This window comes from Micromonospora sp. NPDC005171, from assembly GCF_040608575.1.
Taxonomy (GTDB): domain Bacteria; phylum Actinomycetota; class Actinomycetes; order Mycobacteriales; family Micromonosporaceae; genus Micromonospora.
On the sequence record NZ_JBEXIM010000053.1, the window covers coordinates 11,016 to 34,499 of the forward strand.

Consider the following 23,484-nt stretch of genomic DNA (forward strand, 5'->3'; position numbering starts at 1 on the left):
GGCCGGCTCGGGCGGCGTCACCGCACGGGCCGGCTCGGGCGGCGTCACCGCACGGGCCGGCTCGGGCGGCGTCACCGCACGGGAAGGCCGGGCCCCGTCGGCGGTCACAGCCCGCGTAGCGCGCCGCCGTCGACCGGCAGGGTGAGCCCGGTCAGGTAGCTCGCGGCGGGGGAGAGCACGAACGCGGCCACCCGACCGAACTCGGCCGGGTCGCCGACGCGGCGCAGTGGAATGCTGGCCTCCGCCTCGGCGCGGGCCCGCTCCGGGTCGCCGGTCGCTCCGAACAACTCCCGGTTGCGATCGGTCATGATGCGGCCGGGCAACAGGCCGACCACCCGGACCCCACGCGGGCCGTAGTCGTCGGCGATGTCCTTGGCCGCGCCGACCAGGCCGGGCCGCAGACCGTTGGAGATGCCCAGGCCGGGCACCGGGCCACGGGCCGAGGTGGAGAGCACCAGCCCGATCGCGCCGCCCTCGGGCAGGGCACCGGCGACCGTGCGTACGGCGCGGATGGTGCCCAGGAAGACGGTCTCGAAGGAGAGCCGCCACTGCTCGTCGGTGACCGCTGCGGCGTTGCCCGGCGGTGGCCCACCGACCGAGATCAGCGCGCCGTCGAGTCGGCCGAAGTGCTCCTGAGCGGCGGCGACGAGCTGCCCCGGGGTCTCCGGGTCGGCCAGGTCGGCGGTCAGCCCGACGGCGTGCTCCGGGCCACCCAACCGCTCTGCGGCGGCGGCCACTGCGGCCGGGTCCCGGGCCGAGAGCACCACCCGCGCACCGTCGGCGACCAGGCACTGCGCGGTCGCGTAACCCAGGCCGCGGGACGCGCCGGTGAGGACGTACACACGGTCGGTCAGTCCGAGATCCATAACTCCGATCCTGCCGCATCCGGTACCCCGTCGCCAGCACGGGTGGGCACCCGTGGGGCGGGGCGCAGCAGGCGTACCCGGCCGGCGATCTGCACCGCGACGGCGCCGCCGGCGCGGCCCACCGCCGGCGCCCGGCGCGGACGTGGCGCCCGGTGCCCGTCGTAGCGCAGGCGTGCCTCCCGGACGGCCAACTCCTCGGCGGCCGCCGGGGCGAGCGCGTGCTGGTCGCGCAGCGCCCGGGCCAGGTCCCAACCATCGCGCAGCGATCCGGCGGTGGGTCGCCGGGCGGCCCAGTCGGCGAAGGTGGTCGACCATCTGGCGCCGAGACCGGCGGCGAGCAGTGGCCAGTGCCGGGCCACCTCGCCGGCCCGCTTGCGCAGCAGTGCCGCGCGGGTGGCGGCCAGCGGGCCCGGCGCGAACCCCGCCGGTGGCGCGCCCCCGGCGACCAGCGCCGCGACCAGTTCGGCCTGTCGCTCGGCGAGCCCGGCGCGGGGCGTCGGCACGGGGTCGCCGTCGGGTGCACCGGTCATGTGACGGCCGGGAAGCCCGCGGCGGCGGCCAGGGCGTCCAGTTCGGTGCGGAGTTCGGCGGCCGGCGGGTAGTGGCCGTCGCGTTCCAGCAGCAGCGCCGGTGGTCGCCGCCGGGCACAGAGCGCGCCGACCAGCTCCAGCACCGCCGACGGCACCGGGTCGGTGTGGGTGTCGTGGTAGAAACCGCCGTGCTCCGCACCGCCGGCCACGTGGGCGTACGCGATCCGATCCAGCGGCAGACGGTCCAGCAACGCCAGCGGATCGGTGCCCCGGTTGCGGGCGTTGGCGTGCACGTTGGCCACGTCCAGCAGCAGCAACGCCCCGGTCCGGTCGAGGATCTCGGTGAGGAAGTCCGCCTCGTCCAGCTCGTCGTCGGGCCAGTCGAGCAACGCGGCGATCGGTTCCAGCGCGATCGGCACCGGAAGCTCGGCCTGTGCCCGTGCCACGTTGGCGCAGACCGCGTCGACGGCTTCACGGCTGCGCGGCAGCGGCAGCAGGTGGCCGGCCTCCAAGCCGCCGGCCCGGACGAACGCGATGTGCTCGCTGACCAGCGGGGCGTCCAGGCGTTGCGCCACAGCGGCCAGGTGGGCGACCCGGGCCGGGTCGACCGGCTCGGCGCCGCCGAGGGAGAGCCGCACCCCGTGCGGTACGACGGTCACCGCGCGTTCCCGCAGCTGGGTCAGGCCGGGCGGGAGCGGCCCGGAGACGGGCACCCCCTCGGCCACCACCTCGACGAAGCGCAGGCCGGGCAGCTCGGCCACGAAGCCGGCGATCTCCGGGCGCCAGCCGATGCCGATCCCGGACGGGCCGGTCATCCGCCGCACCCCCCGCCCCCGCACCCGCCGCCTCCACCGCCGCCGCAGGAGCTGCCGCCGTCCCCACCGGAGCTGTCCCCGCCGCCGGAGGACCCGTCGGAGCCTCCCGTCCAGCCGCTGCCGGAGGCGGCCTGGCGTTGAATCTCGGCCTGCTCGGCGAAGCCCGGGTCGAGGGCCCAGAGCGTGGCGGTGCCGTACAGGGCCACGCCCATCGCCGCGCCAGCCGCTCCGTAGGTGGCGTAGGCGGGCGCGGAGGCCGGCGCGAGGTGGGTGTGCTCGCGGCGGGCGCCACGGAGCGCGGCTCGACCGGCCCGGGTGAGCACGGGGGCCCGGCGCAGCACCAACGTGATGATCAGCAGCGGAACCAGGGTCAGCAGCAGGTAACCGACCGGGCGACCGTTGAACAGGCCGGAGAACAGCCGGAGCACGCCGAGGCCCAGCAGGGCGGCCAGGATCCCGGTCCAGAGGCGGGCACGCCGGCGCTGCGCGTCGTCGGTCAGCAGCCCGCGCTGCTCCAGGCCGTACCGGATCTGGTGCAGCGCGACGCGCACGCGCTCGTCCTGCGGCAGATCCCGGACCCGCGCGTGCCGGTGGGCGGCCCAGTGGATGGCCTGCTCCAGCGGGGTGAGACCGGACGGTGCGGGACCGCTGGTGGCCAATCGGCGGTCCGGTCGCACGCCGACCGCACCGCTGCCGCGCAGCCCGCCGAGCGCGGCGTGCACGGCGAGTTGCGGGCCACCATTGAGGTACGCCACCTGCTGCGGCCCGAGCGGCTCGGCGGTCAGGACGGTCCCGGTACCGGCCGCGAGGCGGATCCGGTGGTACACCGCGAAGGCCAGCACCACCGCGGCCGCCAGGAGGTAGTAGCGGAGGAAGGTCGGGCCGGAGATGCCCCAGGTGTCGCCGGACGCGGCGTGGACGATCATCGACTGCTCCTGTCACCGGAGGGATCGGCGGCCCCATTGTGGAGCAGCCTCGCCACGGTCGGCCGACCGGTGCCCGAGCGGTCAGTGGCGGCGGACCGCCTCCTCCACGAGGTCGAGCACCGGGCCCAGGTCACCGGCCGGTCGGCCCATGGCCAGGTGCAGCACCAAGCCGTCGTAGGCCAACTCCAGGAACTGGGCCAGCACGTCGATGGGTACGTCCTCGCGCAGCACCCCGGCGTCGCGCTGGCGGGCCAGCCGGTCCCGGGTCGCCTCCGCGATCGCGGCGGACCGCTCCGCCCACCGTTTGGCGAACGCCGGGTCGGTGCGCAGCCGCCGGGAGACCTCCAGTTGACTGCCCAGCCAGCCGGTGGTGTCCGGGGAGACGGCGCGGGCGAGCAGGTCGCGCATCACCTGCACCAGACCGTTGCGGGCCACCGTCTCGACCATGGCCGCGGCGTCGTCCTCGGCGACGGTCAGGAAGAGCGAGTCCTTGTCGCGGAAGTGGTGGAAGATCGCGCCACGGGACAGGCCGGTGGCCTCCTCGAGGCGGCGTACGGTCGCCCCCTCGTAGCCGAGCCGGGCGAAACACGCCCGGGCCGCGGCGAGGATCTCCTGCCGGCGAGCGTCGAGCTGGTCCTGGCTTACTCTGGGCACACGTCGATCGTCGCAGGTCACCCCGAGGCGTGCAAACCGTACGTACGGCTTGGGATGTCACGGATTACCATCGCCCGGTGACCCAGCCCCGCACCCTGCCCAGCTCACCGCTGACCGTGGCCACCGTCCAGGCCACCCCCACGCCGGGCGACGTCGCCGGCAACGCGGTAATGGCCGCCGACCTGGTCCGCCGAGCCGGCGAGCGGGGCGCCCGGGTGGCCGTCCTGCCGGAGCTGTTCCTCTGCGCGTACCACCCGCCGGTCCTCGCCGCCGACCCGGCCGGCACGGACGTCGCGGCCGATCCGGCCGGGATGGTCGGGGATCCCCGGCTCGACCCGCTGCGCGCCGCGGCGCGCGAGGCCGGCGTCACCGCGCTGGTCGGCGCGGCCGTCCGGCACCCGGACGGCCGGCGGACCATCGCGGCGCTGGTGGTCGACCAGACCGGCGAGGTGCGGGTCGGGTACGACAAGCAGCAGTTGTGGGGCGACGAACGGGAGCTGTTCACCCCCGGCGATCGGGGTGCCACGCTGCTCGTCGACGACTGGCGACTCGGGCTGGGCATCTGCTACGACGGTTGTTTTCCCGAGCACGGCCGGGCCGCCGCCCTCGACGGCGCACACGCCTACCTGTGCCCCAGCGGATACCTGGCCGGCTCCGAGCACCGCCGGGATCTCTACTACCCGGCGCGTGCCCTGGACAACACCATGTTCGTGGTTTTCGCCAACGCGGTCGGCGGCGTCGACCCGTGGCGGTTCAACGGTGGCGCGGCCATCTACGACCCCGAGGGGCGGGTGCTGGTTCGCGGGGCGGACGACGGGGCGGCGGTGCTCGTGGCGACGCTGGATCCCGCCGTGCTCGCGGCCACCCGGGCGGCCCACTCGATGCTCGTCGATCGGCTGTCGGACCAGGGCGGCCCGCGGCTGTCGATGCCTGGCTGAGCCCTTCGCCAGCTCGATACCCGCCGCATCTGTTGGCGGACACGTCGGTCCCGTAGGGTGCGCGAGTGCCACTGCTCCTGCTGGACCTGGACAACACCCTGCTGGATCGGGCCGGGCCGTTCCGCCGCTGGGGTGAGCGCTTCCTGGACAGCATCGGCGCGCCCCACACCGACATCGACTGGTTGGTCTCGATCGACGCCGACGGGCTCACCGATCGCTGGGACCTCGCCGACGCCATCCGGGACCGTTACGAGCTGCGCATTCCCTCGATCGACCTGGTCGAGGAGCTACACGACGGGGTGGTGGCGCAGACCCGGCTCGATCCGCTGACCGCCTGCGCGTTGCGGATCGCCGACGACGCCGGCTGGGTGCCGGTGGTGGTCTGCAACGGCACCGTACGCGTCGAGGACGCCAAGATTCGCCAGACCGGGCTGGACCAGTACGTCGCGGACTGGGTGATCTCCGAAGAGGCCGGCGTCAGCAAGCCCAACCCGAGAATCTTCGCGCTCGCCGCCCAGCGGGTCCGGATGCCGCTGCGGGGGGCGTGGGTGATCGGTGACAGCCCGGAGGCGGACATCGGTGGCGCCGCCGCCGTCGGGCTGCCCAGTGTCTGGCTGCACCGGGGGCGCACCTGGTCCGACGTCCGGTTCGCGCCGAGCCGCACCGTGGACGGGTTGATCGCCGCGGTCGCCACCGTCCTGGCCCGCTGAGGGCTCCCGCGCTGGCTGTCGCCCCCAAGGGGGCGGCGTGGTAATTCGGTTGACCTGCCGCCGTGGTGGTACCAGCATTGTCCGCGCATGGTGCATCCCGGGCGTGTGCCCGGTCGAGGAGAGGGGGTCGGTCATGGCCGTCTTCGCAGGTCGCTTCCAGCTGCCGATCTCAGCCTCGACCAAGGGAACCTCACCACAGTGCGCGATCATGAACTTCCGGCGCTGGAGCGCCGGAGCCGCGGCAAGAGCCGCTTCGACGACGACGAACCGCAGTTTCTGAAGCGCGGGCGGCCCACCGAGCCGCTCGCAGACCCGGACAGCGAGCCCGACCCGGACACCGGCGAGCGCTGGTCGTCCTGGGACGACGCCGTGCACGGGCCACAGCCGCACCCGGCCTGGCTGGTCACCGAACTGGCCGCCAAGGACACCGAGTTGGGTGTGCTGAAGACCGGCAAGGAGGCGGACGTCCACCTGGTCCGTCGGGCGGTGCCCGACACCGACCGGTCCTGCCTGCTCGCTGTGAAACGCTACCGCGATCCCGAGCACCGGTTGTTCCACCGCGATGCCGGCTACCTGGAGGGCCGTCGGGTGCGCCGGTCCCGGGAGAACCGGGCGATGGCCGGCCGGACGGCGTTCGGCCGGCAGATGATCGCCGGGCAGTGGGCCGCGGCCGAGTTCGCCGCGCTGAGCCGGCTCTGGGAGATCGGCGCCGGGCACGACCGGATCGCCGTGCCGTATCCGGTGCAGTTGCGGGGCACCGAGCTGATGTTGGAGTTCGTCGGTGACGCCGCGTCGGGCGAGGCTGCGCCCCGACTGGCCCAGCTGCGACCCGACCCGACCGAGCTGCGTGACCTCTGGGCCCAGCTGGTGGAGGCGCTGCGCGTGCTGGCTCGGGCCGGCTACGCGCACGGCGACCTGTCGCCGTACAACCTGCTCGTGCACCAGGGGCGGCTGGTCGTCATCGACCTGCCGCAGGTGGTCGACGTGGTGGCGAACCCACAGGGGCCGGAGTTCCTGGCCCGCGACGTGCGGGTGGTCGGCACCTGGTTCGCGGCCCGGGGTCTCCCCGCCGAGCAGGTCGACCCCGGCATGTTGACCGGAGAGTTGTTGCGCGAGGCGGGCGTCCGCTGATCGGAGCGGGTCGGGCGGCGTGGCCGCCCGACCCGCCACGCCGGCTACTGCAGGTACCGCTCCACCTCGGGCTTGGGGCGTTCGCCCTGGGCGTCCGGGTCGCCGTGGGTCTCCCGGGCGGCCCGTCGGCGGCGTAGCAGGTCCCAGCACTGGTCGAGGGACTCCTCCAGGGCACGCAGTCGCTCGCTGGCTTCGCCCTCGGTGCCCGACTCGTGGGCCTGGGCGTCGGCACGCAGCTTGTGTTCCTCGTCGACCAGCTCGGAGATCCGGTTCAGGATGGTCTTGTCGTCCATGCCACAGAGCCTGGCACAGGGTGCCGGGCATCGCCCGGATTCGGGGGTACCGGTGCGTCCCCGGTCACGGCCCCGCACCGGCCAGCCCGGCGTCGCCCGGCTGGCGCCGATGCCGCAGCCAGGCGGGCGGCACCCGGCCGTCTTGCCCGGTCGGTTGCTCGGCCCGGTGCCGCGGTTGAGTATCCATTCAGGATTTGAGCAGAGCAGAACATCGATGGCTGTACCTCTCCGTAGATGGAAATTGCACTTTCCGCAAGTCTGGAGGTGCCCCTCGTTTGGTGAGATGCTTCCGTCGGCCCAGAAGGTGAAAGTTTCATCAACCCGCCCGACCGAAGTGGACAGCTACGGTCGCCGGGACGACGAGGAGACGTGGTTTGATGTCGCAGGTGTCCGAGGCGCGCCCCGCCACCGTCAGCACCGAGCCCCGGACGATCCCGTTACGACGCGCCCTGCCCGCGCTGGTCCGCGATCCGCTGGGCGCACTCGTCGACTTCGCGCAGGACGCCGGCGGTGACGTCGTCCGGCTCAACCTCGGCTCGTTCCGCCCCTATCTGGTCAGCCATCCTGAGCACCTGCAACGCGTGCTGCGGGACAACGTTGCCAACTACACCCGGGACGGCGACGGGTTGCTCTGGCGACCCGTTCGTCGGATCGTCGGTGACGCCATCCTGGTCGCCGAGGGTGAGGTCTGGGAGTCCAGCCGAGGCGCGCTGCAACCGTTGTTCACCGCCAAGCGGGCCGAGACGCTCGTCGACAAGATGGCCGAGGCGATCAACGAGGCAGTCGACGAGTGGCTCGAACCGGCCAGCGCCGGACGCCCGATCGACGGCGGCGCCGAGCTGACCCGGATCGTCCTGCGTACCACCATGCGGGTGCTCTTCGCCGACCGGATCTCAGTCCCCGATGCCCTGCGGATCAGCGCCGCGTTGGACACCGTCACCACCGCGATGCTCCCCCGACTGCTGATGCCCGCCGTGCCGTACGCGGTGCCGATGCCCGGCGACCGGCCCTTCCGCGAGGCGGTGCGCACCATCGACGAGGTGGTGCTGCCGATCATCCGGGAGGCCCGGGCGCATCCCACCGACGGCGAAGACATCATCTCCACCCTCTGCCGGCCGCGCGCCGACGGCAGCGAACCCGACGAGTACGCGATCCGCGGCGACGTGGTCGCGATGTTCTCCACCGCCACCGAGACCACCATCGCCCTGCTCTCCTGGCTCTGGCCGGTGCTGGCGTCCCGCCCCGACGTGGCCGAGCGGATGACCGACGAGATCGAGCAGGTGGTCGGCGCCGAACGGGTCGGCCGTGAGCACCTGCCCCAGCTGCGCTACGGCCGGATGGTGCTCGACGAGATGCTGCGGCTCTACCCGGCCGGCTGGATGATCCCGCGCACCGCGGTCGCCGACGACGTGCTGGGCGGGGTACGGATCAAGGCCGGCGGCACCGTGCTGGTCAGCCCGTACGTGACCCAGCGGATGTCGACGTTCTGGGACGACCCGGCGCTCTTCGACCCGGAGCGGTTCGCGCCGGAGCTGCCCCGGCGGCGCTACCGCTACTCCTACTTCCCGTTCGGCGGAGGCCCGCACCAGTGCCTCGGGCAGTACCTGTTCCTGCTGGAGGCCCAGCTCATCGTCAGCACCGTGCTGAGCCGCTACCGCTTCCGGCTGCGCGAACCGGTGGACCTCACCCCTCGGATGGGCGCCTCGCTGCAACCCAAGCAGCGTTCCGAGCTCATCCTCACCCCGGTCGAGCGTCCGGCCGCATCGTGACGGAGACCCCGCGACCGGCGCGGGCCGCTCAGGACGCCGTCGCCGAGCAGGGCCGGGTGTGCGCACTCGCCGTGCGGGGCGTACGCGACCTGCAGGATGTCACCGCCGCCCACCCGGAGCTGTTCGACGCCGCGCCGTTCGACCCGGCGCTGCTCAGCTCGGTGGCCACCGCCATCGCCTTCACCGCGCCGTGGCACACCGCCGCGGAGCTGCGGATCACCACCCGTACCCTGCTCTGGGTCTTTGCGGCCGACTGGCAGGTCGACTACCTCGCGCGGTCCGTCGACGACGTCCGGGAGGTGGTCACCGACTGCCTCGCGGTGGCCGACGGTGCCGCCCCGCCGTCGGGGCGTCACCTCGCCCGGCTGCTGGCCGACCTGCGCGACGAACTGGCCACCGTGCCGGCGTTCGCCCGGCTGCGCCCGATCTGGCGCGACGAGTTGGCGCGGATGTTCGTCGCCGTGGCGCGGGAGTGGGACTGGAAGAACCTGCCGACCGACCCGACCACCGGGCGGCGCCTGCCGGACCTGGACCGCTACCTGGACAACGCCGACAACCTCGCCTGCTCCTTCGTCAACGTCACCCACTGGATCGCCACCGGCGACGAGAAGACCCTCGCCCAGTTGACCGACCTGCTGGACGCCGGACGCGGCGTGCAGCGGGTGCTGCGGCTGGTCAACGACCTCGCCACCCAGGGGCGCGACGCCGAGTGGGGTGACCTGAACGCCCTTTCGCTGGTCGACGACCCGGCGCAGGTGCACGACCGGTTGGCCGAGCTGACCGCCCGGTCGCGGGGGGACCTGGCCGCCCTCGCCGAACGGTGCCCCCGTCAGGCGGACTACCTCAACCGGCAGATTTCCTTCACCGGCGGCTTCTACCAATTGTCGGACTTCTGGGGGGAGCGTGATGAGTGACGGCGCCACGCGGGTGCTCGCCGATGCGGAGACCACCGGCGACCCGACCGCCGACGCGGCCCGCGAGCTGATCGCCGGCCTTGCCGTACGGCCGTGGGGGCAGGTGGCCGCGTCGGTGTACGAGACCGGGCGGCTGGTCACCGTCGCGCCCTGGCTGCCCGGGCACCACCAGCGGATCGCGTTCCTGCTGCGCGAGCAGCGCCCGGACGGCGCGTGGGGCCCACCCGAGGGGTACGCCCTGGTGCCCACGCTCAGCGCCACCGACGCTCTGCTCGCGGCGCTGGCCGACGGTCGGGCCGGGACGGAGCTGCTCGCCCCGGTGGCCCGTGGCCTCGACGTGCTCGTCGGCACACTGCTCCGCACTGACGCCCGGACGCTGCCGGACACCCCCGCGTTGGACCTCATCGTTCCGGCGCTGGTCGACACGATCAACGACCGGCTCGCCGGGCTGGAGCGGGCCACCGCCGACCGACTGCCCCGCCCGCCGTTGCCGCTGCCCGCCGGGCTCAACCGGGACCGGCTGCGCGCGGTGCGGTCCGCGGTGGCCGCCGGAGCGACGCTGCCACCGAAGCTGGCCCACTTCTACGAGATCCTGGACGCGGTACCCGCCGACGCCGGCCCCACGCTCACCGCGGTCGGCGCCTCACCTGCGGCGACCGCGGCCTGGCTGACAGCGGCCGGCCCGGCCGCCGGCCCCGCCGCGCACGACTTCCTGCTGGCGTTGATCCGTGACAACGGAGGCCCGGTGCCCTGCCCGGCACCGATCACCGTCTTCGAGCGAGCCTGGGTGCTGAGCGGCCTGCGCCGCGCTGGGATCACCATCAACCCGCCGGCCTCCGTGCTGGAGAGCCTGACCGCGGCCGCCGCCGGCCAGGGCGTCGCCACCGGCGAGGGACTGCCGACCGACGCCGACACCACGTCGGTCACGCTGGACGCGCTGGCCCGGCTCGGCCGAGGCGCCGACCCCGCCAGCCTGTGGGCGTACGAGACGGCGGATGGCTTCTGCACCTGGCCGGGCAGCGAGGACGGCTTCTCGGTCACCACCAACGCGCACGTGCTGGACGCGTTCGGCCAGCACGTGGCCGCCCACCCCGGCGCCGACGCCCGGTACCACCGGACGGTCGAGCGGCTCAGCGCCGTGCTGCCGGCCCACCAGCTCGCGGACGGCGCCTGGCAGGACCGGTGGCACGCGTCGCCGTACTACGCCACCGCCTGCTGCGTGCTGGCGCTGGCCGAGTTCGGGCGGGGTGCGGCCGCCGCCGAGGCGGTGGACCGGGCGGCCGGCTGGGTGCTGAACAGCCAGCGCGCGGACGGCTCGTGGGGGCGGTGGGACGGCACCGCCGAGGAGACCGCGTACGCCCTCCAGGTGCTGCTGACGGTGCCGACGACGGTGCCCCGGGTCGACGACGCTGTGGCCCGTGGGCACGCCTACCTGCACGAATCCGCCGCCCGGGAGCACCGTCCACTGTGGTACGGCAAGGAGCTGTACTGTCCGACAGTCATCGTTCGCGCTGCGGTGCTGGCCGCCTGCCGTCTCGTCGGCCTCCGCACCACCGAGGTCGACCGATCGGTGGTGGATTGCGGTTACCAGTCAACAAAAACAACAACTTGAGGGGTTGTGTGGACACTGCTAGCGTACGCAGAGCTCAGCCCCGGATGCCCCGCTGCGGTGGGACGTCGCCCCCTCTGATCACCCGTTGATGAGCTGAGTCAACGCCCGGCCTGGGACGGTTCAATGCGTTCTCGCGGTACGAGTATCCGCACCAAGGTTGTCGCCCTGCTGCTCTCCCTGGTCGCCCTCTGGATGTTCGCGGCCTGGGTGACCCTGCGGGACGGCTTCAACCTGCTCGGTGTCCAGTTGCTCAACAGCAAGGTCTACACGCCGAGTGAGCCGCTGTTGCAGGAGCTCCAGGTGGAGCGGCGGTTGACCCAGGCGTACCTGAGCAACCCCGACGCGGCGCAGCGGACGGCTCTTGAGGCCGAGCAGCGCAAGGCCGCGGAGCTGGCCGCCGACTTCGCCGACTCGGTGCGCAACTGGCAGGTCGACATCGCCGGCAGCTCCGCACTGGACACCCAGCTCGGCTCGACGATCGCCCAGATCAACGCGCTGGAGCAGACCCGCGCGGAGGTGCTGGACCGCAAGATCGACCGGATCGCCGCCGCCGAGGCGTACACCGGCGCGATCGAGTCGATCTTCCAGATCTACGACGTGACGGGCAGTCTGGACGACAAGCAGATCGCCGGCGAGGCCGCGGCCCTGATCCAGCTCAACCGCACAAAGGAGCTGATCTCCCAGGAGGACGCGCTGCTCAGCGGCCTCTTCGGCAACGGCCGGATGAGCGGCGCCGAGTACGCCCGCTACGTCGCGCTGGTCGGCTCGGAGCGGTTCCTCGGTGAGGAGACCCGGGTCCGCCTCGCCGACGCCGACCAGCGCCGCTACCAGCAGCTCGTCGAGGGTGAGGCGTTCACCCGACTGCGCGCCGTGCAGGACAGCATCATCCGTGAGGGCCGGCCGTCAACCCAGCTGCCGATCGGCGCCGAGCAGTGGCGCGGCACGGTCGAGCCGGCGCTGACCGAGGTGAACGACGCCGTCACCGCCGGCGGCGAGGGCATCGTGGATCGCGCCACCGGCGTGGCCGTGATGGTCGTCGTCCGACTGGTGCTCGCCACCGGTCTGGGCCTGCTCGCCGTCATCGCCTCCGTCGTGATCTCGATCACCACCGCGCGCAACCTGCTGCGCCAGCTGGACCGGCTGCGGGAGGCCGCCTGGCAGCTCGCCGACGAGCGGCTGCCCCGGGTGGTGGAGCGGCTCGGGCACGGCGAGGAGGTCGACGTGGCCACCGAGGCGCCCCCGCTGGAGTTCGGCACGGACGAGATCGGCCAGGTCGGCAAGGCGTTCAACGCCGTCCAGGAGACCGCCCTGCGCACCGCCGTCGAGCAGGCCGACCTGCGTCGCAACGTCCGCGAGGTCTTCCTGAGCCTGGCCCGACGCACGCAGGCGCTCGTCCACCGTCAGCTCACCCTGCTCGACGCCATGGAGCGCCGCGAACACGACGCGGAGGAGCTGGAGGACCTGTTCCGGGTCGACCACCTGGCCACCCGGATGCGGCGGAACGCGGAAAACCTGATCGTGCTCTCCGGCTCCACCCCCGGTCGGGCCTGGCGGCGCAACGTCCCGATGGTCGACGTGGTGCGCGGCGCGGTGGCCGAGGTGGAGGACTACACCCGGGTCAACGTGCTGCCGCTCGGGCCGGTCTCGCTCGCCGGCCGCGCGGTCGGCGACATCATCCACCTGCTCGCCGAGCTGATCGAGAACGGCCTGTCGTTCTCCCCGCCACACACCACCGTCGAGGTCCGCGGCCAGTTGGTCTCCAACGGGTTCGCCATCGAGATCGAGGACCGCGGCCTCGGCATGAGCGAGGAGGATCTGGCCGCGGCGAACCACCGGATCGTGGACCAGTCCGAGCTGAACCTCGCCAACGCCGCCCGCCTCGGGCTCTACGTGGTGAGCCGGCTGACCGAACGGCACGGCGTGCGGGTCCGGCTCAAGGAGTCCGCGTACGGCGGCACCACCGCCGTCGTGCTGATCCCGCTGGAGCTGGTCACCGAGGCCGGCGCCTCCCCGGAGGACTCGGGATCGTTCCGGACCGGTTCGGCCATCCCGATGCCGTCGGCGCCCGCCACGGACAGCAGCCGTCCGGCGTCTCTCGCGCCGGTCGCGCTCGCCGCACCGACGATCACCGCGCCGGACGTACCGGCGACGTCGGCGGTGCCGATGCCGGCCGACACCACCAACCCGGCGTCGGACGAGGAGGGCGAGGCGGGCACCGTTCTCCCCACCCGACAGCGGACCACCCCGGCAACCGGCACCCCCGACCTGCCCACCCGCGCCCGGCGCGGCCCGAGCCAGCCAGCCCTGGAAGCCCCGACCGTGCCCACCGGCCTGCCCGCCGTCGACCGCACCCGCCCGGAGGCCCGCGACGCAGAGCCGGTCGCGGCCGGCGACGGTGGTCCGATGCCCGCCCGCGCCGAGGTGTCGCGGACCGACTCCGGACTGCCCGTCCGGGTCCGGCAGGCGAACATCGTTCCCGAGTTGCGAGACGACCCGGCGATGTCCGAGACCGACGACGAGGATGTGGTGCGCCCACCGGAGCAGGTTCGCCGGATGATGAGCTCCTACCAGACCGGCACCCGGCGTGGGCGGACGGACGCGGCGCGGCTGCTCGGCGGCGCCTCCGGCGCCCCGGCGGCGACACCGACCGAGCCGATCGACGAGGATCCACAAGCGACCTGACCGAGCACCGACGACGCGGGTTTCCGCGCGGTGTGACGGCCAAGCCCCAGACGAACACGGCGCACAGCCGGGCGAGAAGAGGACGACGAAGTGACCCAGAAGACGGCTTCGAGCGCCGACCTGACGTGGTTGCTGGATGACCTGGTGGGCCGGGTGAAGCAGGCCGAACACGCGGTCGCGCTCTCCACCGACGGCCTCTTGATGGCCTCCTCCCAGGGGTTGAGCCGGGACGACGGCGAGCACCTCGCAGCGATGGCGGCCGGCATCCAGAGCCTCGCCCGAGGCGCTGGCAAGCGTTTCGGTGGCGGGCAGGTGCAGCAGACCATCATCGAGATGCAGTCGTCGTTCCTGTTCGTCACCGCGGCCGGCCGCAACGCCTGCCTGGCGGTGCTGGCCACCGAGGACGCCGACGTCGGCCTGATCGCCTACGAGATGGCGATGCTGGTCACCCGCGTTGGCAAATACGTCGCGTCGCCGTCGCGCGGCACCGATCAGCAGGTCGGCGAGAGGTAGCGGCGATGACGGTCCAGGGGGAGTCCGCAGACCATCAGTGGGTGGATGACCACGCGGGTCCGGTGGTGCGGCCGTACGCGATGACGCGCGGTCGGGCCCGCCCGGTCACCGGCACCTTCGACCTGATCTCCCTGGTCACGGCGACCCGAGCCGAGGTCACGCCCGAGGTCGGTCTCGGTCCTGAGCATTTGGCGATCGTCGGGCTGTGCCAACGCATACAGTCCGTCGCCGAGATCGCCGCCCATCTCGACCTGCCGGTGGGCACCATCCGGGTGCTTCTCGGTGATCTGGCAGCCCGCAGCCTGGTGCAGGTCCGCGAGCCGCAGACCACGGCCGGTCTTCCCGACAACAGCATCTTCGAGGCGGTAATCAATGGACTACGGGCACTCTGACCGGCCGGCGGGAGCGACGCCACTGCCCACCGCGATCAAGATCCTGGTCGCGGGCGGCTTCGGCGTGGGCAAGACGACAATGGTTGGCGCGGTCAGCGAAACCCGGCCGTTGCGCACCGAGGAGGTGCTGACGGAGTCGGGCGTCGGCATCGACGACCTGTCCGGGGTGGAGGGCAAGACCACCACCACCGTGGCCATGGATTTCGGTCGGATCACCATCAGCGACGACCTGGTGCTGTACCTGTTCGGTACGCCGGGGCAGGACCGGTTCTGGTTCGTCTGGGACGAGTTGGCGTTGGGCGCGATCGGCGCTGTGGTGCTGGCCGACACCCGTCGTCTCGCCGACTGCTTCCCCTCGATCGACTACTTCGAGGGTCGGGGCACGCCCTTCGTGGTGGCGGTGAACTGCTTCCAGGGCGCTCGGACGTACCGGCTGGACGAGGTGCAGGCCGCGTTGAACCTGGACCCGGGTGTGCCGGTGCTGCTCTGCGACGCCCGGCAGCGTGAGTCCAGCAAGGAGGTGCTCGTCACGCTGATGGAGCACGCCATGAAGACCCGCGAGGCCCGCCGCCGCGCCGCCAGCGGAGACTGACCAAGGTTTTTTCGGGGAGGGTGTCCGGAACGCTGTCGGCCGATCGTCATGCTGGTGATACCCCGAGAGACCAGGGAGCGACCAGATGAAGTACATGATGTTCGTTTGCAGCGACACCGAGCCGGATACCGACCCCACCGAGCTGCCCGACATCGACAAGTGGGGTGGCGGAGAACGACTCTCGTGGCCGCCGCCTGACCGGCGATGCGCTGGCACCGACCAGCGCGGCCACCACCGTCCGTGTTCGCGGCGGTGAACTGCTCGTCTCCGAGGGGCCGTTCGCCGAGACCGCCGAGGTGATCGTGGGCTTCGACCTGCTCGACTGCGCCGACCTGGACGAGGCGATCGAGGTGGCCCGCACGCACCCGATGGCCCGCCACGGGCGACTGGAACTGCGCCCGTTCGCGGGCCTGTCCGACTGAGGGAGATGTCCACGTCGCAGCGCCGGCCGGTGCGCACCCAGGCGCCGGCCGGCGCGGCGGAGGCCGTCGCGGCCGCCGGCGTCGAGGCGTACCCCCGGATCGTCGCGACCCTGATCCGGGTGACCGGGGACTGGGCGTTGGCCGAGGACTGCGCCCAGGAGTCGTTGACCGTCGCCCTGGAACGGTGGCCCGCCGACGGTGTGCCGGCCAACCCGGGCGGTTGGCTCATGACGGTGGCGCGCAACCGGGCGATCGACGTGCTGCGCCGGGCCACCGTGGAGCGGCGCAAGCTGCACGACCTGGCGTTGCTCACGCCCAACGACGCGCAGCCCGAGCCCGAGGTCGGCCAGGACGTGGTGGACGACCGGCTGCGGCTCATCTTCACCTGCTGCCATCCGGCGCTCGCCATCGACGCCAGGGTGGCGCTGACGCTGCGAACGGTCTGCGGCGTGCCGACCGCTGACATCGCCCGCCTCCTGCTGGTCAGCGAGTCGACGATGACCCGACGGCTGACCCGGGCCCGCACCCGCATCGCCCAGGCCGGCATCCCGTACCGGGTGCCGAGCGGGCCGGCGTTGACCGAGCGGCTTCCCGGCGTCCTCGCCGTGCTGTACCTGCTGTTCACCAGGGGCTACGTCGCCGGCGGCGAACCGGCCTTCGCCGACGAGGCGGTCCGGCTGGCCCGGCTGCTCGACCGGCTGATGCCCGAGCAGTCCGAGGTCGCCGCGATGCTGGCGCTGTTTCTGTTCCAACACTCCCGTCGGGATGCCCGCCGCGACGCGGCCGGCACCCTGCTCACCCTGGAGCGGCAGGACCGCGGCCGGTGGGACCGCGCCGCCATCGCCGAGGGCCTGGCCGCGCTCCATCGGGTACGCCACGACGGGCCCTACGCGTGGCAGGCCCGGATCGCCGCCTGCCACGCCACCGCCGCCTCGGCCGACGACACCGACTGGCAAACCATCGCGCGGGCCTACGACGCGCTAGCCGACCTCCGCCGCTCGCCGGTGATCGCGCTCACCCGCGCGGTCGCGCACGGCTACGCGTACGGGCCGGCCGTCGGGTTGGTCCTGCTCGACGCGGCGCGAGCCGGGGGTGCGCTGGACGGCTACCCGCTCGCCGTGGCGGTGGAGGCCGACCTGGTGGCCCGGCAGGGTGACCGGCCACGCGGCCGGACTGTTCCGGGAGGCGGCGGCAGCGGTCGCCTCGGCCGCCGAGCGCCGTGCGCTGCTCGACCGGGCTGACGACCTCGCCCGGTAGGACAGCGGGGTCAGCCGCGTCTGGCCAGCACCAGGAATCGGGTCCAGGCCGCCGGGTCGAAGGCGAGCGCCGGACCGGCCGGGTCCTTGGAGTCGCGTACGCCGATGACGCCGGCGAGGTTGTCGGCGACCTCGACGCAGTCGCCGCCGTTGTTGCCACTCCTGCTGCTCTTGCGCCACCGAGCGCCGGTCAGATCCATGATGCTGCCGCTTCTCTGATGAGATTGAGGGACTGCGCACGCGACAGGGCCCCGTCGCGGATACGTTCCCACCGTCGATCCAGCGTAGCAACGTCGGCAGCCTTGTCGATGAGCTGCGCTTGCGCCTGGCTGTCGACGTGCGCGACCCGCGCCCCGTCCGGCATCTCAGCGATGGTGAACGGCTTACCGAGGCCCGGATACATGCCGACGTCGGCGGGCACGACGAAGAGCGACACGTTCGACAGCGCGGCCTGCTCGGCCAGGCGCTCGCACTGCTCCCGCATCATGGCCCGGTCGCCGTCGAGGGTGCGCCGGAGGACTCCCTCGTCGAGGACCGCGACGAGCAGCGGCGGACGTTCCCGTCGCAGGACGGCCTGCCGGCTCAGCCGTGCCTCGGCGAGATTGTCGGCCTCGGCCGGTGTCAGCGCCTCACCGACCAGCGTCGCCAGCGCGTACGCCTTTGTCTGAAGCAGCCCCGGTATCCACGCGAGCTGAAACGACCGCAGCGACAGCGCTTCGCGCTCGATCTCGGCCCAGGGCCGGAACCAGGCCGGCGCTCGACGCTTCAACGCGTCCGGCCAAAGCTCGTCGACGTTCCGACCGAGCAACTCGGCGACCTGGGCCCGATGACGCGTCTGGGGAATCCGTCCCCTGCTCGCCCACTTCGCCGCCGTCTTCGGATCGACGCCGATCTGCGCAGCAAGAGTGTCCGCTGTGTAGCCTCTCTCGACCATCGCAGCCTGTACGGCTCGGTTCATCTCCAGGCCCTCCAGAACGTTCCAGACGTCGGAAGACAATACCTCTACGCGGTGTGATTGCTTGGCAACCCTCGGCAGGGTGCTGTGTAGACAGCATCGCGGAGGGAGCACAAAATGCCCGAGGACAGGCCCGGTAACCGCCCAGATCAGCCCGGCAACCGACCGGCCCGGCCCGCCTCGCCCCGGGCGACCACCAGCCGCCCAACCGGGCCACCGCACCCCCCGTACCGCGGCCCGGGTCGCGCGCCGAACGTCGTACCCGAATCACGCTGGCGGTCCCGGTGCGGCCCGCCGGTCGCGCACACCGCCGACGGCCCGCTGTGGACGTGCGACGCCTGCGGGCGGGACTGGCCCTGCCCGGCGCTCCGAGCGACCCCGACGGATGCCGCCCGTCGCGCGACCCTGATCCCCGAGTTCTCGCGGATCACCCGCCGGGCGATCCGCGACCTGCGCGGCCAGCCGGGCGGACCCGACCCGGTCGCCATCGTCCGCCGTTTCCTGTGGTTCCTGCCCCTCACCGACGAGGAGGCCCGCGCGGTCGCGCTGCGGCTGCGCGGAGCACCCATCGCGCCGGACGCCGGACCCTGATCGACCGGGCCGACGACCCTATCCGCGAGCGATGAAAGTCACGCCACCAGGATCGGTAGGTCGTACTTCTGGATGCGGTCGTCCCGGGTGACCAGGGTCAGCCCTTCGTGTAGGGCCTGCGCGACCAGCATCCGGTCGAAGGGATCCCGATGGATCAACGGCAGCCGACCAGCCGCGATGGCGTGATCGTGGAGGACCGGAAGTTCCCGCAGTTCGGCGTCACGAATCCGTTCGGCGAGGTCGGCAGGACCGGGTAACTTGCCCAGCGACTGTTTGATCGCAACCTCCCACAGCGTGACCGGGCTCAGGTACACATCGGGTTCGGTGTCGATGCGGTCCTTGATGTCCGTGGCGAGGATCGGGTCGTCGGTCAGCCACCAGAGCACCACGTGCGTGTCGAGTAAGAGCCTCATCCGGGAAGCCCGAAGTCGCGAGCAACCTCGTCGTTGACCTCGTCGGAATCCCAGTCACCGGTGAGATCCAGCGCACCACGTAGAGACCCGCGACCGGTGCGTGTTGTACGACGAAGAGGAATGACCTTGGCGACCGGGTTGCCAGCCCGGCTGATCACGATCTCCTCGCCGTGCTCTACCCGTTCGATGATGCGTGACAGGTTCGTCTTCGCATCATGGATGTTGAACTGCGCCGCAGCTTCACCGGCCATCGTGGCACCTCCTTAGCTAAGAGGTTAGCCCGGCACGGGGAACGACGCAGGCTCCCTCCCGCCGAGGGCGGGAAGGAGCCTGGTGACGTTGGTACGTCAGTTGGCGATCATGCGGCGCAGCACGTACTGCAGGATGCCGCCGTGCCGGTAGTAGTCCGCCTCACCGGGGGTGTCGATCCGCACCACGGCGTCGAACTCCACGCCGGTGTCGGTGCTGACCTGCACGGTACGCGGGGTCTCACCGTCGTTCAGGGCGGTCACCCCGGTGATGGTGAACGTCTCGGTGCCGGTCAGGCCGAGCGACTCGGCGGTGACGTCCACCGGGAACTGCAACGGCAGCACGCCCATCCCGATCAGGTTGGAGCGGTGGATCCGCTCGTACGACTCGGCGATGACCGCCCGGACGCCCAGCAGCATGGTGCCCTTGGCCGCCCAGTCCCGCGACGAACCCGAGCCGTACTCCTTGCCGGCCAGCACGACCAGCGGGATGCCTGCCTCCTGGTAGGCCACCGAGGCGTCGTAGATCGAGGTCTGCTCGCCGGTGAGGTGGTTGACGGTGAAGCCGCCCTCCACACCCGGGACCAGCTGGTTGCGCAGCCGGATGTTGGCGAAGGTGCCCCGGATCATCACCTCGTGGTTACCCCGGCGGGAACCGTACGAGTTGAACTCGTGGCGCGGCACGCCGTGCTCGGCGAGGTACGTGCCGGCAGGGGAGTCCGCCTTGATCGCGCCGGCCGGCGAGATGTGGTCGGTGGTCACCGAGTCACCCAGCTTGGCCAGCACCCGGGCAGCGGAGATGTCGACGACCGGGCTCGGCTCCTGCTGCATGCCCTCGAAGTACGGGGGCTTGCGCACGTAGGTGGAGTCGTTCTCCCAGGCGAACGTGTCGCCGGTCGGGGTCGGCAGCGACTGCCACCGCTCGTCACCGGCGAAGACATCGGCGTACGCGGCGCTGAAACCGGTGGCGCCGATCGCCTGGGCGATGACGTCCTGGATCTCGGCGCTGTTCGGCCAGATCTCGCGCAGATAGACCGGGTTGCCCTCGGAGTCCTCACCGATCGGCTCGTTGGCCAGGTCGATGTCCATCGTGCCGGCCAGGGCGTAGGCGACAACCAGGGGCGGCGACGCCAGGTAGTTCATCTTGACGTCCGGGTTGATCCGGCCCTCGAAGTTCCGGTTGCCGGAGAGCACCGAGACCACCGACAGGTCGTGCTCGTTGACCGCGGCGGACACCTCCTCGGGCAGCGGGCCCGAGTTGCCGATGCAGGTGGTGCAGCCGTAGCCGACCAGGTTGAAGCCGAGCTTGTCCAGGTACGGCGTGAGACCGGCCCGCTCGTAGTAGTCCATGACGACCTTCGACCCGGGCGCCAGGGTGGTCTTCACCCACGGCTTGCGGGTCAGGCCTTTCTCCACCGCGTTGCGGGCCAGCAGCGCGGCACCGATCATCACCTGCGGGTTCGACGTGTTGGTGCAGGACGTGATCGCGGCGATCACCACGGCGCCGTGGTCCAGCTCGTACTCGACGCCGTCGGCGCCGGTGACCCGGACCGGGTTCGTGGCCCGGCCACCCGCGCCGACCGCTGCGGTCTCCAGGTCACGCGGCTCGTCGGCCGGGTCGCTGAAGTCGTTGGCCGGCGGGTCGCTGGCCGGGAAGGACTCGGCGCTGGCCTCGTCGGCCGGGCCGTTCGCGCCGCGCGGCAGCTCCTCGCGGGGGACACCCGGCTTGAGGTCACGCTCACCGACGGAGTCGTCGGCCACGTAGTCGGTCAGCGCGGAGCGGAACAGCGTCTTCGCCGCGCCCAGCGGCACCCGGTCCTGCGGGCGCTTCGGCCCGGCGAGCGACGGCTCGATGGTGCCCAGATCCAGCTCCAGGCGCTCGGAGTACTCCGGCTCGGCGTCCGGGTCGTGCCAGAGGCCCTGCTCCTTGGCGTACGCCTCGACGAGCGCGACCTGCGCGGCGTCGCGGCCGGTCAGCTCCAGGTAGCGAATCGTCTCCGCGTCGATCGGGAAGATCGCCACGGTGGAGCCGTACTCCGGGGACATGTTGCCGATGGTGGCCCGGTTGGCCAGCGGCACGGCGCTCACGCCGGGGCCGTAGAACTCGACGAACTTGCCGACCACACCGTGCTTGCGCAGCATCTCGGTGATGGTCAGCACCAGGTCGGTGGCGGTGGTGCCGGCCGGCATCTCGCCGGAGAGCTTGAAGCCCACCACCCGGGGGATCAGCATGCTGACCGGCTGGCCGAGCATCGCGGCCTCGGCCTCGATGCCGCCGACGCCCCAGCCCAGCACACCCAGGCCGTTGACCATTGTGGTGTGCGAGTCGGTGCCGACCACCGTGTCCGGGTACGCCTGGCCGTTGCGCTCCATGATCGTGCGGGCCAGGTACTCGATGTTGACCTGGTGCACGATGCCGGTGCCCGGCGGTACGACCTTGAACTCGTTGAACGCGGTCTGACCCCAGCGCAGGAACTGGTAGCGCTCCTTGTTGCGCTCGTACTCCAGCTCGACGTTGCGGGCGAACGCGTCCTCGCGGCCGAACAGGTCGGCGATGACCGAGTGGTCGATGACCAGCTCGGCCGGGGCGAGGGGGTTGACCTTGCTGGCGTCGCCGCCCAGGTCACGCACGGCCTCGCGCATGGTGGCCAGGTCGACCACGCAGGGCACGCCGGTGAAGTCCTGCATCAGGACCCGCGCCGGGGTGAACTGGATCTCCACGCTCGGAGCGGCGGTGGAGTCCCACCCGCCGAGCTGGCGGATGTGGTCGGCGGTGATGTTCGCGCCGTCCTCGGTCCGCAGCAGGTTTTCCAGCAGGATCTTCAGGCTGTACGGCAACCGGGCGTGGCCGTCCACCTTGTCGATCTTGAAAATCTCGTAGCTCGCGTCTCCGACGCGTAGCTGGGTCTTCGCACCGAAGGTGTCGAGGCTCGCCACGTCGTACTCCTTCACACCAGCGACCGTGAGTAGTCCTGAGCAGTCTGTCGCACCGGCCGGGGTGCCGCCGAGGTTAGGTGACACTTACCGGCCGATTCCGCTTCCAACAAAACCGTACGTCCGTCTTGCTATCTGCGCAACCTGACGTCACGGGTTGGGCGGTCCGCGACCGCGCCGCGTCGTCAGGTCGGCGGGGTAGGGTCGGGGCCGATTCGGAAGGGGTGCCGAATGATCGACGTTCAGCACTGGCTCTCGGCGCTGCCTCCGGGCCTGGTCTACCTGATCGTCGCTGGGGTGATCGGCGTGGAGAGCATGGGCGTCCCGCTGCCCGGCGAGATCGTCCTGGTCAGCTCCGCCGTGCTCGCCGCCACCGGTGTGGTGGAGCCGGAGTGGGTGGCCAGCGCAGCGGCGTTCGGCGCCATCGTCGGCGACTCCGTCGGATACGCCGTCGGCCGACGCGGCGGTCGTCCGCTGCTCGCCCGACTGGGCAGACGGTTCCCCAAGCACCTGGGCCCGGCGCAACTCGCCCGTGCCGAACAGAGCTTCGCGCGGCACGGTGTCTGGGCGGTCTTCTTCGGTCGGTTCGTGGCACTGCTGCGGATCCTGGCCGGGCCGCTCGCCGGGGCGCTGCACGTGCCGTACCGCCGCTTCCTGCTGGCGAACGCGGCCGGCGGGTTGGTCTGGGCCTTCGGCACGACGTACCTGCTCTACTCGGTCGGTCGGGCGGCCGAACACTGGCTGAAGGACATCTCCTGGGCCGGGTTGGTCCTCGCGGTGCTCGCCGGGCTCGGCAGCACCTGGTGGCTACGCCGACGCGCCCACCGCGTCGAGCCGGCCGACGATGCCTCTGGCATGGAGGCGTCCGAGGCGGCGCCCGGCGTCGATCCGGTCCGGGCGGGCAACGAGCACTGAGACGAGTGGTCGCTGGCTCTGGCCAGGGACACCGACGTGTGGACCGACGGAGTGTGGCTAGTTCGGTCACGGTCGGTCACGTTGGTCGGGGCGGATCCGGTTTTGAGCGGTATACCTCGGAGGCATAAATATGCCTCCGAGGTATACCGCTCCTCGGCAGATCGACATGGCGGGCCAGCCGGGCGCATGGTGAGGCCACCCTCAAGGTCGAGGTGGCCTTGGAGGGCAACACCCTGCCGTTCGTCGACCTTCGTCAAGGAATCACTCGTCGAGGCATGACGAAGGGCCGGACCCTGGTGGGGGTCCGGCCCTTCGGTGTGTGCTGGTGGGTCAGCTGGTGGCGTAGCCGCGGGTGGCGATCCAGTCGGCGAGGTGTTCGACGCTGATCTGGTAGGCGGCCTGGTTGGGGTCGG

The 23,484-nt window shown here is 72.0% G+C and carries 23 protein-coding genes and 2 pseudogenes; 14 read left to right on the top strand and 11 right to left on the bottom strand.

Features of this window, described 5'->3' with window-relative positions; all coding sequences use genetic code 11:
- Positions 1 to 104: 104 nt before the first annotated feature.
- From ABZU74_RS31670 to ABZU74_RS31690, 5 genes are all read right to left on the bottom strand, one after another.
- Positions 105 to 866, bottom strand: coding sequence for an SDR family oxidoreductase (locus ABZU74_RS31670; RefSeq protein ID WP_355431687.1), 762 nt, complete (start codon positions 864 to 866; stop codon positions 105 to 107).
- On the bottom strand, positions 851 to 1,396 hold the full coding sequence (locus tag ABZU74_RS31675; RefSeq protein WP_355431690.1) for a hypothetical protein: 546 nt from the start codon (positions 1,394 to 1,396) through the stop codon (positions 851 to 853). The genes ABZU74_RS31670 and ABZU74_RS31675 overlap by 16 nt, the downstream gene beginning before the upstream one ends.
- The gene (locus ABZU74_RS31680; protein ID WP_355431693.1) at positions 1,393 to 2,211 is read right to left on the bottom strand and encodes a DUF692 domain-containing protein; all 819 of its coding nucleotides are present in this window, start codon (positions 2,209 to 2,211) and stop codon (positions 1,393 to 1,395) included. Before ABZU74_RS31680 ends, ABZU74_RS31675 begins: the two co-directional genes overlap by 4 nt.
- Complete coding sequence (locus ABZU74_RS31685) at positions 2,208 to 3,137, bottom strand: TIGR04222 domain-containing membrane protein (protein WP_355431696.1); 930 nt, start codon at positions 3,135 to 3,137, stop codon at positions 2,208 to 2,210. The genes ABZU74_RS31680 and ABZU74_RS31685 overlap by 4 nt, the downstream gene beginning before the upstream one ends.
- A gap of 81 nt (positions 3,138 to 3,218) precedes the next feature.
- On the bottom strand, positions 3,219 to 3,791 hold the full coding sequence (locus ABZU74_RS31690) for a TetR/AcrR family transcriptional regulator (RefSeq protein WP_355431699.1): 573 nt from the start codon (positions 3,789 to 3,791) through the stop codon (positions 3,219 to 3,221).
- Between the two features lie 77 nt (positions 3,792 to 3,868).
- On the opposite strand from ABZU74_RS31690, the gene ABZU74_RS31695 reads away from it, so the two are divergent.
- The 3 genes from ABZU74_RS31695 (at position 3,869) to ABZU74_RS31705 (ending at position 6,570) form a co-directional block, all read left to right on the top strand.
- On the top strand, positions 3,869 to 4,729 hold the full coding sequence (locus ABZU74_RS31695) for a carbon-nitrogen hydrolase family protein (RefSeq protein ID WP_355431703.1): 861 nt from the start codon (positions 3,869 to 3,871) through the stop codon (positions 4,727 to 4,729).
- Positions 4,730 to 4,794: 65 nt separating this feature from the next.
- Positions 4,795 to 5,439: an HAD family hydrolase gene (locus ABZU74_RS31700; protein WP_355431705.1), complete on the top strand. Its 645-nt coding sequence runs from the start codon at positions 4,795 to 4,797 to the stop codon at positions 5,437 to 5,439.
- Between the two features lie 198 nt (positions 5,440 to 5,637).
- Positions 5,638 to 6,570 carry an RIO1 family regulatory kinase/ATPase gene (locus tag ABZU74_RS31705; RefSeq protein ID WP_355431708.1) on the top strand — a complete coding sequence of 311 codons (933 nt, stop codon included), beginning with the start codon at positions 5,638 to 5,640 and terminating at the stop codon, positions 6,568 to 6,570.
- Between the two features lie 44 nt (positions 6,571 to 6,614).
- Here the strand turns inward: ABZU74_RS31705 and ABZU74_RS31710 are convergent, their stop codons facing one another.
- A complete protein-coding gene (locus ABZU74_RS31710) occupies positions 6,615 to 6,863 on the bottom strand; it encodes a DUF2630 family protein (RefSeq protein ID WP_091403743.1) in 249 nt (82 codons plus the stop codon).
- A gap of 431 nt (positions 6,864 to 7,294) precedes the next feature.
- Between ABZU74_RS31710 and ABZU74_RS31715 the strand changes: the two genes are divergently transcribed.
- The 9 genes and pseudogenes from ABZU74_RS31715 (at position 7,295) to ABZU74_RS31755 (ending at position 17,016) form a co-directional block, all read left to right on the top strand.
- Positions 7,295 to 8,632 (top strand): cytochrome P450, encoded by a 1,338-nt coding sequence (locus ABZU74_RS31715; protein WP_355431743.1) that lies wholly within the window; start codon positions 7,295 to 7,297, stop codon positions 8,630 to 8,632.
- Complete coding sequence (locus ABZU74_RS31720) at positions 8,629 to 9,546, top strand: terpene synthase family protein (RefSeq protein ID WP_355431711.1); 918 nt, start codon at positions 8,629 to 8,631, stop codon at positions 9,544 to 9,546. Before ABZU74_RS31715 ends, ABZU74_RS31720 begins: the two co-directional genes overlap by 4 nt.
- Positions 9,539 to 11,158, top strand: coding sequence for a prenyltransferase/squalene oxidase repeat-containing protein (locus ABZU74_RS31725; RefSeq protein WP_355431714.1), 1,620 nt, complete (start codon positions 9,539 to 9,541; stop codon positions 11,156 to 11,158). The genes ABZU74_RS31720 and ABZU74_RS31725 overlap by 8 nt, the downstream gene beginning before the upstream one ends.
- A 123-nt stretch (positions 11,159 to 11,281) precedes the next feature.
- The gene (locus ABZU74_RS31730) at positions 11,282 to 13,840 is read left to right on the top strand and encodes a nitrate- and nitrite sensing domain-containing protein (protein WP_355431717.1); all 2,559 of its coding nucleotides are present in this window, start codon (positions 11,282 to 11,284) and stop codon (positions 13,838 to 13,840) included.
- A 90-nt stretch (positions 13,841 to 13,930) separates the two neighbouring features.
- Entirely contained in the window at positions 13,931 to 14,353 is a 423-nt protein-coding gene (locus ABZU74_RS31735) for a roadblock/LC7 domain-containing protein (protein WP_030337269.1), read from the top strand.
- 5 nt (positions 14,354 to 14,358) lie between these two features.
- Positions 14,359 to 14,745 carry a DUF742 domain-containing protein gene (locus tag ABZU74_RS31740; RefSeq protein ID WP_203125011.1) on the top strand — a complete coding sequence of 129 codons (387 nt, stop codon included), beginning with the start codon at positions 14,359 to 14,361 and terminating at the stop codon, positions 14,743 to 14,745.
- A complete protein-coding gene (locus ABZU74_RS31745) occupies positions 14,726 to 15,337 on the top strand; it encodes an ATP/GTP-binding protein (RefSeq protein WP_030337265.1) in 612 nt (203 codons plus the stop codon). The genes ABZU74_RS31740 and ABZU74_RS31745 overlap by 20 nt, the downstream gene beginning before the upstream one ends.
- A 94-nt stretch (positions 15,338 to 15,431) precedes the next feature.
- Positions 15,432 to 15,759, top strand: a pseudogene (locus ABZU74_RS31750) (YciI family protein).
- Between the two features lie 5 nt (positions 15,760 to 15,764).
- Positions 15,765 to 17,016, top strand: a pseudogene (locus tag ABZU74_RS31755) (sigma-70 family RNA polymerase sigma factor).
- A gap of 10 nt (positions 17,017 to 17,026) precedes the next feature.
- On the opposite strand, the gene ABZU74_RS31760 reads toward ABZU74_RS31755, so the two are convergent.
- Positions 17,027 to 17,215 carry a DUF397 domain-containing protein gene (locus ABZU74_RS31760; RefSeq protein WP_355431720.1) on the bottom strand — a complete coding sequence of 63 codons (189 nt, stop codon included), beginning with the start codon at positions 17,213 to 17,215 and terminating at the stop codon, positions 17,027 to 17,029.
- Positions 17,206 to 17,973, bottom strand: coding sequence for a DUF5753 domain-containing protein (locus ABZU74_RS31765; protein WP_355431746.1), 768 nt, complete (start codon positions 17,971 to 17,973; stop codon positions 17,206 to 17,208). The genes ABZU74_RS31760 and ABZU74_RS31765 overlap by 10 nt, the downstream gene beginning before the upstream one ends.
- Before the next feature lie 114 nt (positions 17,974 to 18,087).
- Here ABZU74_RS31765 and ABZU74_RS31770 point away from each other — a divergent pair, with 114 nt between their 5' ends.
- The gene (locus ABZU74_RS31770; protein ID WP_355431723.1) at positions 18,088 to 18,561 is read left to right on the top strand and encodes a hypothetical protein; all 474 of its coding nucleotides are present in this window, start codon (positions 18,088 to 18,090) and stop codon (positions 18,559 to 18,561) included.
- Between the two features lie 38 nt (positions 18,562 to 18,599).
- Here the strand turns inward: ABZU74_RS31770 and ABZU74_RS31775 are convergent, their stop codons facing one another.
- The 3 genes from ABZU74_RS31775 to ABZU74_RS31785 all read right to left on the bottom strand — a co-directional run bounded on the left by ABZU74_RS31775 (position 18,600) and on the right by ABZU74_RS31785 (position 22,174).
- On the bottom strand, positions 18,600 to 18,974 hold the full coding sequence (locus ABZU74_RS31775; protein ID WP_355431726.1) for a type II toxin-antitoxin system VapC family toxin: 375 nt from the start codon (positions 18,972 to 18,974) through the stop codon (positions 18,600 to 18,602).
- The gene (locus ABZU74_RS31780) at positions 18,971 to 19,225 is read right to left on the bottom strand and encodes a type II toxin-antitoxin system prevent-host-death family antitoxin (protein WP_355431729.1); all 255 of its coding nucleotides are present in this window, start codon (positions 19,223 to 19,225) and stop codon (positions 18,971 to 18,973) included. The genes ABZU74_RS31775 and ABZU74_RS31780 overlap by 4 nt, the downstream gene beginning before the upstream one ends.
- Before the next feature lie 96 nt (positions 19,226 to 19,321).
- The gene (locus ABZU74_RS31785; protein WP_355431732.1) at positions 19,322 to 22,174 is read right to left on the bottom strand and encodes an aconitate hydratase; all 2,853 of its coding nucleotides are present in this window, start codon (positions 22,172 to 22,174) and stop codon (positions 19,322 to 19,324) included.
- Between the two features lie 213 nt (positions 22,175 to 22,387).
- On the opposite strand from ABZU74_RS31785, the gene ABZU74_RS31790 reads away from it, so the two are divergent.
- A complete protein-coding gene (locus tag ABZU74_RS31790) occupies positions 22,388 to 23,071 on the top strand; it encodes a DedA family protein (protein WP_355431734.1) in 684 nt (227 codons plus the stop codon).
- The last annotated feature ends 413 nt before the right edge of the window (positions 23,072 to 23,484 follow it).

Bases quoted from the DNA above. Each gene is read 5' to 3' on its own strand.
- ABZU74_RS31670 (WP_355431687.1), bottom strand. From the start codon at position 866: ATGGATCTCGGACTGACCGACCGTGTGTACGTCCTCACCGGCGCGTCC.
- ABZU74_RS31675 (WP_355431690.1), bottom strand. From the start codon at position 1,396: ATGACCGGTGCACCCGACGGCGACCCCGTGCCGACGCCCCGCGCCGGG.
- ABZU74_RS31680 (WP_355431693.1), bottom strand. From the start codon at position 2,211: ATGACCGGCCCGTCCGGGATCGGCATCGGCTGGCGCCCGGAGATCGCC.
- ABZU74_RS31685 (WP_355431696.1), bottom strand. From the start codon at position 3,137: ATGATCGTCCACGCCGCGTCCGGCGACACCTGGGGCATCTCCGGCCCG.
- ABZU74_RS31710 (WP_091403743.1), bottom strand. From the start codon at position 6,863: ATGGACGACAAGACCATCCTGAACCGGATCTCCGAGCTGGTCGACGAG.
- ABZU74_RS31725 (WP_355431714.1), top strand. From the start codon at position 9,539: ATGAGTGACGGCGCCACGCGGGTGCTCGCCGATGCGGAGACCACCGGC.
- ABZU74_RS31730 (WP_355431717.1), top strand. From the start codon at position 11,282: ATGCGTTCTCGCGGTACGAGTATCCGCACCAAGGTTGTCGCCCTGCTG.
- ABZU74_RS31740 (WP_203125011.1), top strand. From the start codon at position 14,359: ATGACGGTCCAGGGGGAGTCCGCAGACCATCAGTGGGTGGATGACCAC.
- ABZU74_RS31745 (WP_030337265.1), top strand. From the start codon at position 14,726: ATGGACTACGGGCACTCTGACCGGCCGGCGGGAGCGACGCCACTGCCC.
- ABZU74_RS31760 (WP_355431720.1), bottom strand. From the start codon at position 17,215: ATGGATCTGACCGGCGCTCGGTGGCGCAAGAGCAGCAGGAGTGGCAAC.
- ABZU74_RS31765 (WP_355431746.1), bottom strand. From the start codon at position 17,973: ATGAACCGAGCCGTACAGGCTGCGATGGTCGAGAGAGGCTACACAGCG.
- ABZU74_RS31770 (WP_355431723.1), top strand. From the start codon at position 18,088: ATGCCCGAGGACAGGCCCGGTAACCGCCCAGATCAGCCCGGCAACCGA.
- ABZU74_RS31775 (WP_355431726.1), bottom strand. From the start codon at position 18,974: ATGAGGCTCTTACTCGACACGCACGTGGTGCTCTGGTGGCTGACCGAC.
- ABZU74_RS31780 (WP_355431729.1), bottom strand. From the start codon at position 19,225: ATGGCCGGTGAAGCTGCGGCGCAGTTCAACATCCATGATGCGAAGACG.
- ABZU74_RS31790 (WP_355431734.1), top strand. From the start codon at position 22,388: ATGATCGACGTTCAGCACTGGCTCTCGGCGCTGCCTCCGGGCCTGGTC.